Source organism: Paraburkholderia sp. MM5496-R1 (assembly GCF_050436205.1).
In the GTDB taxonomy this organism is placed as follows: Bacteria; Pseudomonadota; Gammaproteobacteria; order Burkholderiales; family Burkholderiaceae; genus Paraburkholderia; species Paraburkholderia tuberum.
Window position 1 is genome coordinate 2,872,112 of the sequence record NZ_JBNDLT010000002.1, and the last position, 14,532, is coordinate 2,886,643.

12 protein-coding genes and 1 pseudogene are annotated in these 14,532 nt (G+C 66.1%); 4 read left to right on the top strand and 9 right to left on the bottom strand.

Annotated features, from left to right (window positions below):
- Positions 1–29 precede the first annotated feature (29 nt).
- The gene (locus tag OKW38_RS20240) at positions 30–1,499 is read left to right on the top strand and encodes a glutamate synthase subunit beta (RefSeq protein ID WP_090802122.1); all 1,470 of its coding nucleotides are present in this window, start codon (positions 30–32) and stop codon (positions 1,497–1,499) included.
- 197 nt (positions 1,500–1,696) lie between these two features.
- Here the strand turns inward: OKW38_RS20240 and OKW38_RS20245 are convergent, their stop codons facing one another.
- Both OKW38_RS20245 and OKW38_RS20250 read right to left on the bottom strand, forming a co-directional pair.
- Positions 1,697–2,962, bottom strand: coding sequence for a D-amino acid dehydrogenase (locus tag OKW38_RS20245; RefSeq protein ID WP_090802121.1), 1,266 nt, complete (start codon positions 2,960–2,962; stop codon positions 1,697–1,699).
- A 28-nt stretch (positions 2,963–2,990) separates the two neighbouring features.
- The gene (locus tag OKW38_RS20250; protein WP_429362821.1) at positions 2,991–4,250 is read right to left on the bottom strand and encodes an MFS transporter; all 1,260 of its coding nucleotides are present in this window, start codon (positions 4,248–4,250) and stop codon (positions 2,991–2,993) included.
- A 353-nt stretch (positions 4,251–4,603) separates the two neighbouring features.
- Between OKW38_RS20250 and OKW38_RS20255 the strand changes: the two genes are divergently transcribed.
- Positions 4,604–5,479: a tyrosine-protein phosphatase gene (locus OKW38_RS20255; protein WP_429362822.1), complete on the top strand. Its 876-nt coding sequence runs from the start codon at positions 4,604–4,606 to the stop codon at positions 5,477–5,479.
- Positions 5,480–5,670: 191 nt separating this feature from the next.
- Here OKW38_RS20255 and OKW38_RS20260 read toward each other — a convergent pair whose 3' ends face one another.
- Positions 5,671–6,978, bottom strand: coding sequence for an ATP-binding protein (locus OKW38_RS20260; RefSeq protein WP_429362824.1), 1,308 nt, complete (start codon positions 6,976–6,978; stop codon positions 5,671–5,673).
- Positions 6,975–7,715, bottom strand: coding sequence for a response regulator (locus OKW38_RS20265; protein WP_184065535.1), 741 nt, complete (start codon positions 7,713–7,715; stop codon positions 6,975–6,977). The genes OKW38_RS20260 and OKW38_RS20265 overlap by 4 nt, the downstream gene beginning before the upstream one ends.
- A gap of 434 nt (positions 7,716–8,149) precedes the next feature.
- Between OKW38_RS20265 and OKW38_RS20270 the strand changes: the two are divergent.
- Together OKW38_RS20270 and OKW38_RS20275 are read left to right on the top strand one after the other, a co-directional pair.
- A pseudogene (locus OKW38_RS20270) lies at positions 8,150–8,635 on the top strand (hypothetical protein); the annotation flags it as partial.
- Between the two features lie 121 nt (positions 8,636–8,756).
- Entirely contained in the window at positions 8,757–9,428 is a 672-nt protein-coding gene (locus OKW38_RS20275) for a flagellar basal body L-ring protein FlgH (RefSeq protein WP_429362826.1), read from the top strand.
- 94 nt (positions 9,429–9,522) lie between these two features.
- Here the strand turns inward: OKW38_RS20275 and OKW38_RS20280 are convergent, their stop codons facing one another.
- The 5 genes from OKW38_RS20280 to OKW38_RS20300 all read right to left on the bottom strand — a co-directional run bounded on the left by OKW38_RS20280 (position 9,523) and on the right by OKW38_RS20300 (position 14,307).
- Positions 9,523–10,266 (bottom strand): response regulator, encoded by a 744-nt coding sequence (locus OKW38_RS20280; RefSeq protein WP_184052280.1) that lies wholly within the window; start codon positions 10,264–10,266, stop codon positions 9,523–9,525.
- Between the two features lie 101 nt (positions 10,267–10,367).
- Entirely contained in the window at positions 10,368–11,036 is a 669-nt protein-coding gene (locus OKW38_RS20285) for a hypothetical protein (RefSeq protein ID WP_429362827.1), read from the bottom strand.
- Positions 11,037–11,100: 64 nt separating this feature from the next.
- Positions 11,101–11,574, bottom strand: a complete 474-nt coding sequence (locus tag OKW38_RS20290; protein ID WP_429362828.1) for a hypothetical protein — start codon at positions 11,572–11,574, stop codon at positions 11,101–11,103.
- Positions 11,575–11,779: 205 nt separating this feature from the next.
- Positions 11,780–12,559, bottom strand: a complete 780-nt coding sequence (locus tag OKW38_RS20295) for an SDR family NAD(P)-dependent oxidoreductase (RefSeq protein ID WP_429362829.1) — start codon at positions 12,557–12,559, stop codon at positions 11,780–11,782.
- Complete coding sequence (locus OKW38_RS20300; RefSeq protein WP_429362831.1) at positions 12,556–14,307, bottom strand: ABC transporter ATP-binding protein/permease; 1,752 nt, start codon at positions 14,305–14,307, stop codon at positions 12,556–12,558. The genes OKW38_RS20295 and OKW38_RS20300 overlap by 4 nt, the downstream gene beginning before the upstream one ends.
- Between the last annotated feature and the right edge of the window lie 225 nt (positions 14,308–14,532).

Consider the following 14,532-nt stretch of genomic DNA (forward strand, 5'->3'; position numbering starts at 1 on the left):
CCCTAGATACAGATAGAGAAGAGAACCACATGGGCAAGGCAACCGGTTTTCTCGAGTTCGAACGTCGCCACGAGACGTACGAGGCTCCGCTCACGCGTGTGAAGCACTACAAGGAATTCGTCGCGGCACTGACCGACGACGAAGCGAAGATTCAAGGCGCGCGTTGCATGGACTGCGGCATCCCGTTCTGCAACAGCGGCTGCCCGGTCAACAACATCATCCCGGACTTCAACGACCTGGTGTTCCGTCAGGACTGGAAGAACGCGATCGAAGTGCTGCATTCGACCAACAACTTCCCCGAGTTCACGGGCCGCATCTGTCCGGCGCCGTGCGAAGCGGCGTGCACGCTCGGCATCAACGACGATCCGGTCGGCATCAAGTCGATCGAGCACGCGATCATCGACAAAGCCTGGACCGAAGGCTGGGTCGCGCCGCAGACGCCGAAGCACAAGACCGGCAAGAAGGTCGCCGTGGTCGGCTCGGGCCCCGCGGGTCTCGCGGCCGCGCAGCAGCTCGCGCGCGCCGGTCATGACGTGACCGTGTTCGAGAAGAACGACCGGATCGGCGGCCTGCTGCGTTACGGCATCCCCGACTTCAAACTGGAGAAGTGGCAGATCGACCGCCGCATGCGCCAGATGGAAGGCGAAGGCGTGACGTTCCGCACCAACGTGTTCATCGGCAAGCCTGACTCGCTGCCGGCGCACATCGGCAACACCGCGAAGGAAACCATCACGCCGGCCGAGCTGAACGAACAGTTCGACGCGGTCGTGATCGCCGGTGGTTCGGAAATGCCGCGCGATCTGCCGGTGCCGGGCCGCGAGCTCGAAGGCGTGTACTACGCGATGGAATTCCTGCCGCAGCAGAACAAGGTCAACGCCGGCGACAAAGTGCCGAACCAGCTCGTCGCGAAGGGCAAGCACGTCGTCGTGATCGGCGGCGGCGATACCGGTTCCGACTGCGTGGGCACGTCGAACCGTCACGGCGCGAAGAGCGTCACGCAATTCGAACTGCTGCCGCAGCCGCCGGAAGAAGAGAACAAGCCGCTCGTATGGCCGTACTGGCCGATCAAGCTGCGCACGTCGTCGTCGCATGAGGAAGGCTGCGAGCGCGACTGGGCGGTCGCGACCAAGCGTCTCGAAGGCAAGAACGGCAAGGTCGAGAAGCTGATCGCCGCGCGCGTCGAATGGAAGGACGGCAAGATGGTCGAAGTGCCGAACTCCGAATTCGAAATGAAGGCCGACCTCGTGCTGCTCGCGATGGGCTTCACGCAGCCGGTGTCGCCGGTGCTCGAAGCGTTCGGCGTCGACAAGGATGCGCGCGGCAACGTGCGCGCCACGACCGAGGGCGACAAGGCGTACTACACGTCGGTGAACAAGGTGTTCACGGCAGGCGACATGCGCCGTGGCCAGTCGCTCGTGGTGTGGGCGATTCGCGAAGGCCGTCAGTGCGCACGTTCGGTCGATGCGTTCCTGATGGGGCATTCGGAACTGCCGCGTTAAGCGTCTTCAGCCGGTGTGCGTGCCTGGCGTTCCATGCCGCGCGCGCCGGCCACGATTTGCAGGAAGACGTGGAGACGACAAGGCGTCCCATGAAGGGCACCTGTAGCGGGAAAGCAATGCAGTAAAAAAGAAACCGGGCTCGCCTGAAAGGGGGAGCCCGGTTTTCTTTTATCTCGTCGCGGTGCGTTATGTCCGCCTCATTGGCGATAGCGCGCGAGCGTCAGACCGTCGAGATCGATCTCCGGTTTGCGCTGCGCGATCAGATCCGCGACCACGCGCGCCGAGCCCATCGACATCGCCCAGCCCGTCGAGCCGTGCCCGAGGTTCAGCCATAAGTTGTCGATGTTGCACGGGCCGAGCAGCGGCGCGCCATCGGGCGTCATCGGCCGGCGGCCGACCCAGAAGTGCGCGGAAGTCGGATTGGCCGCGTGCGGAAACCAGTCGCGCAGCACCGTGAGCAGCGTTTGCAGCGCCTGCTCGCGCAACGTCGTCTGGCGATTGCCGAGCTCCGCCGTACCCGCGATGCGCAGGTTGTTGCCGAAGCGCGTGATCGCCGTCTTCAGCGATTCGTCCATCAGTGCCGCCCGTGGCGCTTTTTCCTCGTCGGTCACAGGCAGCGTGGCCGAATAGCCCTTCACCGGATAGAGCGGCACCTTCACGCCGAGCGGCGCGAGCAGCGCCGCGCTATCGACGCCGAGCGCGACGACCACCGCGTCGGCCGGCAGCGTCTGCGCGCCCTGCTCGCTTTGAATACGCACGCCGCGCACCGTCGCTCCCTCGACATCGAGCGACGTGACGCGCGTGTCGAAGCGAAAGCTCACGCCATTGCGTTCACAGATCGCGCGCAGTTCGCGGGTGAAGCGCGCGCAGTCGCCGGCTTCGTCGTCGGGCAGATAGAGGCCCGAGAACGGCGCCTGACGCGCCCAGCGCAGACCGGGCTCGATCTCCGCGCACTGCGCGGCGCTGACTTCCCGATGCACGATGCCCGCATCGCGCAGCACCGCGAGCGCCGGCTGCGCGAGTTCGACGTCGTACTCGCTGCGAAACAGTTGCAGATAGCCCTGGCTGCGGCCGTAATCGAACGGATGACGGCCGCGAAATTCGTGCAGGCAAGCGCGGCTGTAGTACGCGATGCGCTGCATACGCTGCTTGTTCACGCGAAAGCGGTCGAGGTCGCACTCGCGCAGCCAGCGCGCGATCCAGCGCCATTGGGCCGGATCGAGCGTCGGCCGGAAGATCAGCGGCGAGGCCGGCTTGAACAGGTACTTGAGGATTTTCGCCGGCATGCCGGGCGCGGCCCATGGCGTCACGTAGCCCGGCGCGATCACGCCGGCGTTGCCGAAACTCGTGGCCAGGGCGACGTCGGGTTCGCGCTCGATCACTGTCACGTCGCAGCCTTGCTGGCACAGATAAAAAGCAGTGGCGACGCCGATGACGCCGCCGCCGAGTACGATCGTTTTCATGATTGTGGAACTGCGGTGTCAGACGATCTCAAGCGGCGGAGCCGGCCGCCCCTAGCACCTTGCCCTTCGTTTCCGGCAGGCACAACGCGGCGACGATCACGAGCAGATACCCCGCGCCCGCGACGATGCCCATCGCCTTCACGAGCGTCATCGTCTGCGCGAAGGTGCCGACGAGTATCGGAAAGAACGAGCCGAGCCCGCGCCCGAGGTTGTAGCAGAAGCCTTGCCCCGAGCCGCGGATCTCGTTCGGATACAGCTCCGACAGATACGCGCCGATGCCCGCGAAAATCCCCTGCACGACGATGCCGAGCGGGAAGCCGAGCGCGAGCATCATCGCGTCGGTGATCGGCAGCATCGTGTAGACCATGCCGAGCACGAACGAGCCGAGCGCGAACAGCACGAACGACGCGCGCCGGCCGATCCTGTCGCACAGAATCGCGCCGACGATATAGCCGGCGAACGAACCGACGATCAGCACGATCAGATAGCCGCTCGTATTGAACACCGACAGATGGCGCTCCGTCTTCAGATAGGTGGGCAGCCACGTCGTGATCGCGTAGTAGCCGCCGAGCATGCCGGTGCACAGCGCGCTGCCGAGCACAGTTGTTTTCAGATGCGCGGCTGAGAAGATCTGCATGAAGTGCGACGTGTTGATGCCGCTTTCGCGCGCGCGACGCGTCGCGACAAAGATGTCTGGGTCGCTGACGTTGCGGCGGATATAGATGATCCACGCGGCGGGCAGCAGGCCAACCCAGAAGCACGCGCGCCACGCGTACTGCTCGGGCAGCAGCGCGAAAGCCGCCCAGTAGACGATCGCCGCAGCCGCCCAGCCGAACGACCAGCTGCTCTGCACGGTGCCGACCGCCTTTGCGCGATGCTGTGGCGAGCGGATCGTCTCGGCCATCATGATCGTCACGACCGACCACTCACCGCCGAAGCCGATGCCCTGCAGCGTACGCGTGGCGAGCAACTGCCAGAACGACTGCGTGAAGCCAGACAGGAACGTGAAGATCGCGAAGGTGGCGATCGTCCATTGCAATACACGGATGCGGCCGTGGCGATCGGCAAGAATGCCGGCGAGCCAGCCGCCGATCGCCGACGAAATCAGCGAGCTGGTGGCGATCATGCCTGCGTCGCTTTTGCTCATGCCCCACGTCGCGATCAGCGTCGGGATGAGGAACGAGTAGATCATGAAGTCGAACGCGTCGACCGCATATCCGCCGAAACCGGCGAATAGCGTGCGACGCTCGCGCGGGGTCAGCTCGGTGAACCATTGGAGAGAAGACATGTTTGGTTGTGGTCTCCAGGTTTCTTGTGCCTGCGGGGGCCGGATGGGAGGGTGTCAGTATTCTACGGGGATGCGGCGTCGTGAGGCCAGTTGGGGTCAAAAAGGGCGTGCGCGCGGCAACGGCCGATAAGGCACCGCAAGGGAACGGAAATCGGTGGGCCAACCGTCCCTCTTTTTTCTTACTAACCCCTACGATGTAACGCAAAACTTCCTGGTCAACGTTAAACTGCGTCTGCAGCCCCGGCTGCCCCGCGCAATCCTCCTATACACCTGTCGCCCCGATGTCCGTTACCGCGAAAAACCGTTCGCCTTTCCGCGCCCTTGCGAGCACGATCGTGCCCGTGGAGCGCGGCATGCCCGGCGAAGCGTCGGCGGCGCGGCGACGCTTTCTGAGGGGCTCGGCCGGTGCGATGCTGGCCGCGGGTTTCGGCAGCACGCTGCTGTCCGCCTGCGGCGGTAGTCTCGAAGCCGATCAGCCGGCTACGCCGCGGCTCGTGTCGGTCAGCAACTTCCGCGATGTCGGCGGCGCGGGTGCCGGCTATCTGACCGTCGACGGCAAACAGATGCGGCGCGGCGTGTTCTATCGCGCGAACGCGCTGACGCTGAGCGGCACCGACACGGCGACGCTCGACAAGCTCGGTATCGTGTCGGTCTACGACCTGCGCACGCCCGCCGAAATCGCACGCACCGCCGACGTGCTGCCGAGCGGCGCGACATCCTCGACGCTGAACGTGCTCGGCACGAACGACTTCGTCGCGCCCCCGGTCGATTCTCCGGTCGACGCCGTCGCGTTCATGCAGGCGCAGGCGCGCGCGTATGTGACGGGCGGCCCGCAGCGAGCCGCCTATGGCGCGCTGCTCGGCGCGCTCGCCGACGGCACGGGCGCGCAGCTATTCCACTCGAACGCGGGCAAGGATCGCGCGGGCTGGGTCGCGGCGCTGCTGCTCAGCATCGCCAACGTTCCGCTCGACGTGATCATGCAGGACTACCTGCTCAGCAACGTCTATCTCGCGCCATCGATCGCCGCGCAAACCACCACGCTGCGCGCGCAGGAAGGCGCGGCCATCGCGACGGCGAGAGCGCCGTTGCTCGACGTCGACGAGAATTATCTGCTGGCGGGCTTCGACCAGGTGCAGGCGAGCTACGGCACGATGGCGAGCTACCTGACGCAAGGCCTCGGTCTTTCCACGGCGACGGTCGACGCGCTGCGCAATCGGCTCGTGCATTGACGCGCTTCGCTGGCGCGCTTTGGTGGCCTTCCTTACAGCGCAAAAAAAAGTCCGCCGCAGAGGTGCGGGCGGACCGGGAAGGGCTGCATCGAGGTTGCCGGGGGTGACTATAAGGCCGCACCCCGCGCGACAGTCGATGCGGTAAGGGCAGGTAAGTGTCCGGTCCGCGCCGCGTTTGCCTGCGAACATCCTTACGACAGCGCCGGGTCCACCGGCAATTCGATCCGCACTTCGAGCCCCCCCTGCGCGTGATTGCGCACGAGGCAGCGTCCACCGCGATCGTGCGCGAGCCGCGCGACGATCGCGAGACCGAGCCCGCAATGGCCTTCGCCGCCGCGCGCGGCGTCGAGCCGCACGAACGGCTTCATCGCCGCGGCAATGCGGTCGTCGGGAATGCCGGCGCCGTGGTCGCGCACGCTGATCGTCCAATGACGGTCGCTGCACGCGGTCGAGATTTCCACCGGCGGCATGCCGTGTTCGAGCGCGTTGTCGACGAGGTTCGTCACGAGCCGGTCGAGCAGCGTGCGCGGCAGCGTGAACGAGGGGCCGGCGCGCAGATCGAGCGCGAACAGCGGGGTTTCGGCTGGGTCCGCCGCTTCGGCGGTTTCAGCGGCCTCCGCGTAATCGCCCGAGGAAAACTGCTCGCGCAAGAACTCGTCGACTTCGACGGGCGCTCCGGCGTCCGCCGATTGGCCCGCGAATTCGAGGAACTGCTGGACGATGTTGGTCAGGGAATCGACGTCGCGGATCAGGCCCGCGCGCTCGTTTTCGTCGACCAGCACGCTTGCGCGCAGCTTCAGGCGCGTGAGCGGCGCCTTCAGATCGTGCGCGACGCCGGCGAGCATCACCGCCTGGTCGTCGCCGGCTTCGTTCAGGCGCCGCATCATGTCGTTGAATGAGCCGATCAGCTCACGCAGCTCGCGCGGGCCCTGCACCGGCACGGGTTGGGGCCGGCCGCCGGAGCCGAACGCCCGCGACGCATCGGCCACGCGCGACAACGGCCGTTGCATCTGCCACACCGCGAACAACGACAGGATCAGCCCGGCGACCAGCATCGACACCGATTCGATCAGAAAGCGCGGCGGCGGCGGCAGGTCGACCGGCACGACGACCCAGTTCGACTTGCCCGGGACCAGCACCCACAGTTGCGGCGGACGCAGATCGTCGACGGCGATCTGCGTGCCGGCCGGCAGGTTCTCACGCAGGTGCCGGCTCAGTTCGACCACCATATGCTCGTGCGGCTCGCGCAGATGCACGCTGGTCGGCATGTTCCAGGTGGGCACCAGATGCACGCGCATCGCCGGCGCGAGCGCGGCGCCCTTGATCGGCTCGCCGTTGATCGCCTGCAGCACGAGCAGGATGCCGCGCGCGAAGCCGTCGATTTCATGGCGCGGCGGCTGCATCGTCACCAGCACGAACCAGCTCGCCTGAATCGCGAACAGCACCGCCGCCGACAGCAACGCCATTCTGCCGAACAGCGTGTTCAGCGGATTTCTCATGCGCTCGGGGCGGCCCCGTCCTCGAAGGGTGCGCCGTTGGCGTCGGGCACGAACACGTAGCCCTTGCCGCGCACCGTTTGAACGTAGCACGGGTTCGACGGGTCGTCCTCGATCACGCGGCGCAGGCGCCAGATCGGTACGTCGAGGCTACGGTCGCGGAACGCGAGGTTGTCGCGATGCACGAGATCGTGAATCAGCACGCGCGACAGCACCTTATACGGATTGTTGACGAAGATCTTCAGCAGCGCGAATTCGCTGTCGCGCAGCGGCAGCTTGGCGTCGTCGCGGCTCAGCGAGCGCGTGGCGAAGTCCAGTTCGAATGGCCCGAAGCGATAGCGCTTGCGTGCTTCGGGCGCGCTCGTGGTGGACGGCCCGCGCCGGCGCAACACGGTCTGGATCCGCACGAGCAGTTCGCGCGGATCGAACGGCTTGGTCAGATAGTCGTCCGCGCCGAGCGACAGACCGACGATGCGGTCGGCCACCGTGCCGCGCGCGGTCACGAAGATCACCGGGATGTCGTCGCCGGCGGCGCGCAACGCGGTGAGCGCGCGCAGGCCGTCGGTGTTCGGCATCATGATGTCGAGCACGACGACCGACGGCCGCTCACGCTCGAGACGACGCTGCAAATGGGTGCCGTCATGCAGCACGGACGCATCGAAGCCGTTCGACTGCAGAAATTTGCAAAGCAGATCGCGTACGACCGGATCGTCGTCGACGATAAGGACCTGTGGATTCATGGCGAAATTCTAGACTGGCCCGCCCGACGCGCGACCGGGCATTTCCTTACCAACGCTTACTGTGCGCCGCTCGGTGCTGGCGGGCTCGCGCCGGGGCGGATCAGCGAAGGTGCAGCGCTTACTTTAGCACTGCCTGATCCGGCTCTGCGCGACGACAGGCAAGCGATGACAACAGTTGGCAAGCACTCGAAAGCCCTCGCAAGCCCACGGAACGGATCGTAACAACCGCGCGAAAGCGTGCTTTGCTTCGCCCATCGTCGGCACCCGCGCGGCGCGATGATTCGTTCCGCAGCAAGTCGCGCCGCACGCCGAACGAGGCCCGCTGCCTCGGACGACGGCGCGCGGCGTTCAACCGACACCGGTGCGCAATGCGCACCTTCGCGAGGTCCATCATGACGATCCACAATACGCTCAGTTCCACGCCTTTCTCCTCGCCGGTCGGCAGCGTGCCGATCTGCGAGACGGACGTGCAGGCCGGAGCGCTCGGCATGCGGCTGAAGTCGCACGATAGCCTGAGCGTCGCGTGCCGCTGGGCGCATCGCGATGATGAACGCTGGGCGGTGTCGCAGGCCGTGGTCGATGGTGCGCCGGCGCTCGAACGCGTGATGCGCTTCGCGCGCATCGACGGGCAGGGCGCGCTGCGTCTCTACGAGATGTCGTTCGTGATCGACGAGCTGACCGCGGAGGATCTGCGCGACGCGCTCGAGGATCGTTACGGGCCACCGCGTCTCGCGACCCGCAACGCGGCGGCGCCGGGCGCGATGCCGATGTACGTATGGGAGAACGCGGTGAGTTCGATCACGCTGTGCTTTCTGCCCGGCAGCCGCAACGGCACGCTCACGTATCTGCTGAAGGGCTCGGATGCGTGGATGAAAGCGGTCGTGCGGCAGTGGCAGGCGAGCGGCGCCGACGCGGGCTGACGCGGGCTGACGTTTGCCAGGCAACCCTGATTACCGGTGCGATCCCAACGCCGAAACCGGGCGGTGTCCGGATAGGCCGCCTCACTTCGACTCCTTTCATCCTTTCCGCCACGGAGCCAGCATGACCGCGCTACGTCTCACCCTCGTGCTCGGCGCCGCGAGCTGTCTCGCGGCCTGTTCGAGCGCGCAGACCGGGTCGATCGTCGAAACGCCGATGGCGCCGCCGCTCGCGTCCGCGCCGTTGAACGTCAACACGCAAGGCGCGATCTATCAGGCCGGCGCGCCGCTGCTGCTGTATGAGACGCCGCGCGCGCAGCACGTCGGCGACGTGCTGACGATCCGGCTGTCGGAATCGTATAGCGGCAACAACAGCGCGAGCGCGTCGGCGAACCGCACGAGCAGCATCACCGCGACTGCCGCGGATCAATCGACGAATGCCGCCGCGCGACTCGCCAAACTGTTCAACATCGGCTCTGCCGGCACCGACTACAAAGGGCAGGGCAATCTGAGCGACATCAGCGACATGACGGGCACGCTAGCCGTGACCGTGATCGGCACGGTGTCGGGCGGCAATCTCGTCGTGTCAGGCGAGAAGGTGATCGCGATGAGCGGGACCCGCGACCGTCTTCGACTCTCGGGCATCGTCAATCCCAAGGACATCGAAGCAGGCAATTACGTCGCGTCGAGCAAGGTCGCGAACGCGCGCATCGAGCAGGCGGGCCTCGGCATGGTCAACGATGCGACGACGATGGGCCGGCTGCAGAGGATGTTTCTGAGTGTGCTGACGTTTTGACCGTCAGCCGGGTCAGCGCGGTGCGCGCGACACCGCGCTGCGCGTTACGTGCGACGCGTGGGCCGCATCAACCGGCTTCGACCGTCAGGCGCCGCTAACCGAGCGGCGGCGCAAGCCCGCGTTCGGCCGCGCCGATCTCGCCGTCCGGCACGAACACGTAGCCGCGTCCCCACACCGTCTGCACGTAGCGCGGTTCCGACGGATCCACTTCGATCAATCGACGCAAGCGCCAGATCGATACGTCGAGACTGCGGTTGCGATGCGCTTCGCTATTGCCGTGCAGTTTTTCGAGCAGCTGCGCACGCGTGAGCACGGTCATCGCGTGCGTGACGAACACCTTCAGCATCGCGAATTCGCTCGAACGCAGCGTGATGCGTTCGCCGTCGCGGCGCAGTTCGCGCGCGGGGAAGTTCACTTCGAAGCGGCCGAAATGATAGGGCGCGCGCTGTTCGGGCGCGCCCGGCGCGATCGAGCCGCGACGCCGCAGCACGGTGCGAATCCGCGCGACGAGCTCGCTCGGTTCGAAAGGCTTGCCGAGATAGTCGTCGGCGCCGAGTTCGAGGCCGATCACGCGATCGATCGGATCGGCGCGCGCGGTCAGCAGGATCACGGGAATGTCGTCGCCGGCGACACGCAAGGCGCGCAGCGCGCTGATGCCGTCGAGCTCCGGCATCATGATGTCGAGCACGACGAGCGCGGGACGCTCCTGCTGCAATCTGCGCTGCAACGCCAAGCCATTTTCCAGCATGGCGACCTTGAAGCCGCGGCCGTGCAGATATTCGCCGACGAGCTCGCGTACGACGGGATCGTCATCGACGATCAGGATGGTCTGGTTCATTCAGGTCATCTTAGTGATGCGCACGGGCCGCGCAAAGCGTATACCGCTTTCCAATCCTTTCCCGTGTAAGGCGCTGCAAGCGAAAGCAAAGCCGCGAGCACTCAGTGGGGCGGCGGGAAAGCCTGCGAGGTTTGCAGGGTCTGCTGTTGCTGCGCTTGATGCGGGAAATCGGTCCGATCGACCACCATCCGCTCGATCAGTCCGCCGAGCTTGACCGAGGCCGACGAAAAACGGTCGGTGTTCAGGCCGCCGGTCTGATAGCGCGCGGTGACCAGAATGCGGCCACTCTGGATCAGCGTCAGATCGATGATCGACAGGTACTGGATCGATTCGTCGCTGAACGAGCGGCGGCCATAGTCGATCGCGGCGTCGTAGACGAGCCGCGCTTCGCAGCCGGCCGGCGAGGTGCCCGGATTGTAGACGTCCGAACGAATACCGCGCCGCTCGAGCGCGAGCTGCAGCGCCGGCACGAAATCGCCGACCGACACCGTCGGGTTCACTTCGATGCAGAGGTGCTGCAAATCCGCGGGCCGGCCGTTGACGAAGGTCGGCGACGAGTAGTTCGACGCGATCGCGTAGCCGGCCTGGATGACGGAGCCGGTGGCGTCGGCGGCCTGGATCAGCGTCCAGGCGCAACCGTCGAGCGCGAGCGTCAGCGTCGCGGCGAAGGCGGCGAGGGCGCAACGACGCCGGCATATCAGCGAGGCGACCAGACACAGGCGCGAATGCCTGGTTGCCGCTGGCGCGCGCACGGTCGGCGACGAGGTCATGAGGCAGCGCCCGATCCCGGTCACAAAATGCGATGGAGCATCAAAAGCAGCGACGGCCGCGCGCTCAGCGCGTCACGCGCAGTCGCAGTTCGTTCTGACCTTGCACGCTCGCGGTGACGTTCACGCGACGGGCGTCGGTGGTCACGACGAAATGCTGGCGCACGGGTGTGTTGACGTCGTGCACGACGCGCGGAAAGCAGGCGGCGATGTCGGCGCCGAGTTCTTCGAGCGGATCGTTGATGACGCCGTCGGCTTGCCAGTGCGCGCGCCAGTGGCAGTCGTACGCGTGCGGGCTGGCGCGGCAATCGTCCGTATTGGAGACGCCCGGCAGTTGCGCGGCGGTCTCGTTTGGCAGTCGCCGGAAATCGCTCGCATCGACGATGTGCGTGAGCGCCGCGCAGATATCGGCGGGTTGGTTCGCCCCGGTCGTTTGCGCGGCATCGACGGCGTTCGTGAGCAGCAGCGCCGCGCCGCAGGCGAGGGCGATGCGCGGGAGCAAAGACGGGAGCAAAGGTGAAACACGGCGAGCGAATGACATGGGCGAGGAGTCCGAAGAGCGGTTGCGATGAAAGACGTGACTGACATCAACGACGGCCGGCGCATGGCGCGGCCCGTACGACTATCGTCGCTGCTCGCAGGCATTTTCAAAGCGCGGAACAGCTTGCGCGCTCCGCAAATGCTTTCGAACTCTTCTCGTGTCTTTCCGGATGTTGCGCCCGGAGGTGCCGGCGCGCAGGCGAGGCTTAACCGAGCGTCAAGCCGCCATCGACGTGAATCACCTGGCCGGTGATGTGGCGTGCCGCGTCGGACAGCAGGAATGCGATCAGCGCGGCGACGTCGTCCGGTTCGGCGACGTGACCGAGCGGCGTGGCTTCGGCGGCGTGCGCCCACACGGCCGCGTTGTCGGCGCTTGGGCCGCCATCCTTGCGCGTGTAGCCCGGCGCCACGCAATTGACGGTCACGCCGAGCGGCGCGAGTTCCGCGGCCGCCGTTTTCGCAAGCGCTTCGAGTGCCGCTTTCGCGGCCGCCGTCGCGGCGAATGGCGCATCCGCGCGATAGCGATGCGCGACGAACGAACTCAAGGCGACCACGCGACCGCGCTTCGATGTTTCGAGCGCGGGCATCGCGCGCCGCACGAGCGCGGCGAAGGCGGCTGGCATCGCGGCGAAGGCGGCGCCGAAGGTGTCGGGATCGAGCGCGGCCAGCGTTTGGCGCTGCGCATGGCCGGCGTTCGCGACCAGTTGATCGAGTGCGCCGAAGCTCGCGAGCGTCTGATGGATCACGTGCTCCGCCGCGCCGCGCTCGGCGAGGTCGCCGAACACGGTCGCGCAGCGTGCGCCGCTTGCCGTGCAGTCGGCGGCAACCTGCACGAGCCGTCGACGGGAGGCGTCGTCTGCGCCGCGCGCGTGCAGCATCAACGACGTATGCGGCGCCGCGAGGCGCCGTGCGAGCGCCGCGCCGATGCCGGAACCGGCGCCGGTGATCAGCACGACGCGAGCGGCGGTGCCGTGAGCGTCGCTCACGCCGCGACCGCTTCGACAGAACGCTCGACGTCGAGCGTTTCGTGATGGAACGCTGCGAGCGATTCGCGATGCGCGACGCTGACGATCGCAGCCTTCGGCAACCGCTCGGTGAACAGCCGATAGAGCCGCGCCTCGTTTTCCGCGTCGAGCGCGCTGGTCGCTTCGTCGAGGAACAGGTAGTCCGGCTTGTGCAGCAGCACGCGCGCGGCGGCGAAGCGCTGCTGTTCACCCGGCGACAGCACGCGAGTCCAGTGCGCCGTTTCCTGCAGACGGTCCGCGTATTCCGACAGATGGCAGGTGATGAGCGCGTCGCGGCATTCGTCGTCGTCATAGGTGTCCGCCGCCGACGGATACGCGAGCGCCGCCTTCAGCGTGCCGATCGGCATGTAGCTGACCTGCGGGATGAACATCATGCGCGCGTTGACCGGTGCGTCGATCGAGCCGTCGCCGAACGGCCACAGGCCCGCGAGCGCGCGCATCAGCGTGCTCTTGCCGGCGCCCGACGGACCGCGCACGAGCCAGCGCGAGCCCGGCCGGATCACGATATCGCGGATGCGCGACAGTGGGTTGCCATTGGGCAGCGCGAGCTGGAGGCTGTCGGTGGTAAGCGTGTTGCTGTCGACGAAATGCAGATTGATGCCGCCATGTTCCGTGGCCGGCGACACCGATTCCTTCAGACGCGGCGAATGCACGACGCGCTTGAATTCGCGCAACCGGTTCACGGTCGCGCGCCATTCGACGAGGCTCGTATAACTGTTGATGAACCACGAGAACGAATCGCTGACCGTGCCGAACGCGCTCGATATCTGCATCAGCACGCCGAACGTGAACGCGCCCGCGAAGTAGCGCGGCGAGGCGACGACGATCGGGAAAATGATCGCGATCTGGCCGTAGAAGCTCAGCACGAAGGTCAGGCGCTTCGTGTACTTCATCACCTGCCACCAGTTGTCGCGGATGCGGCCGAACAGCGTGCGCGCGTTCGTCTTCTCGGTTTCCATGCCGTTGTAGAACGCGATCTGCTCGGCGTTCTCACGCAGCCGTATCAAGCCGAAACGGAAATCGGCCTCGACTTTCTGCGCCTGATAGTTGATCGACACGAGCGGATGGCCGACCTTCTGCGTGACGAGCGAGCCGCCCACCGCATACAGCGCCGCGGCCCACACCATATAGCCGGGGATCTGCAGCGGCATGCCGCCGAGCGAGATGCTCAACGCGCCCGCGAGCGACCACAGGATCGTGATGAACGACACGAGCGTGACGACGGTCGACAGCAGATCGAGCGTTAGCGACAGCGTGGTGGTCGCGAACGACTGCAGGTCGTCGCTGATCCGCTGGTCGGGGTTGTCGGTGAGGCGGTCGCGCTCGATGCGGTAGAACGCGCTGTCGTTGAGCCACTCGTTCAGGTAGCGGGTGGTCAGCCACTGGCGCCAGCGGAAGCCGAGCATCTGGCGCAGATAGCGTCCATACACGGCGAGGATGATGAAACCGAACGCGAGTCCGGTAAAGATCATCAGCAGGTGCGGGAAGTCGTGGACGTTCTTCGCCTGCAGCGCGTTGTAGAAGTCCCTGCTCCAGCTATTCAGGCGCACGTTGATCCAGACGACGAGCAGATTCATCACGATGATCGTGACGAGCAGCCCCCACGCGATGCCTCGTTCCTCGGAAACCCAGTAGGGCTTGATCAGGGTCCACGCGGAGACCTTTTCGTCGGGCGGCAGCGCGGGGCTGGCGGAAGTATGTGGTGTCATGAGCATCCTGATGAAGTGCTGACCCGAAGTGCCATTCCGGCGTACGGGTCCGATCTGGTTGACCCATGTCGGGCGATCCCGCGAACAGCAGGCGCCTTTGCGAGGGTGTGGCTGCCGCGGGTCTGCGATACCTGGCCGGTCATCGCGCCATCACGCTCGATGACGCGAGTCCGGACGGGCGCCCGATTCTGGCGTGACGCCCTTAAGCGAAAATTAATTTTCGGG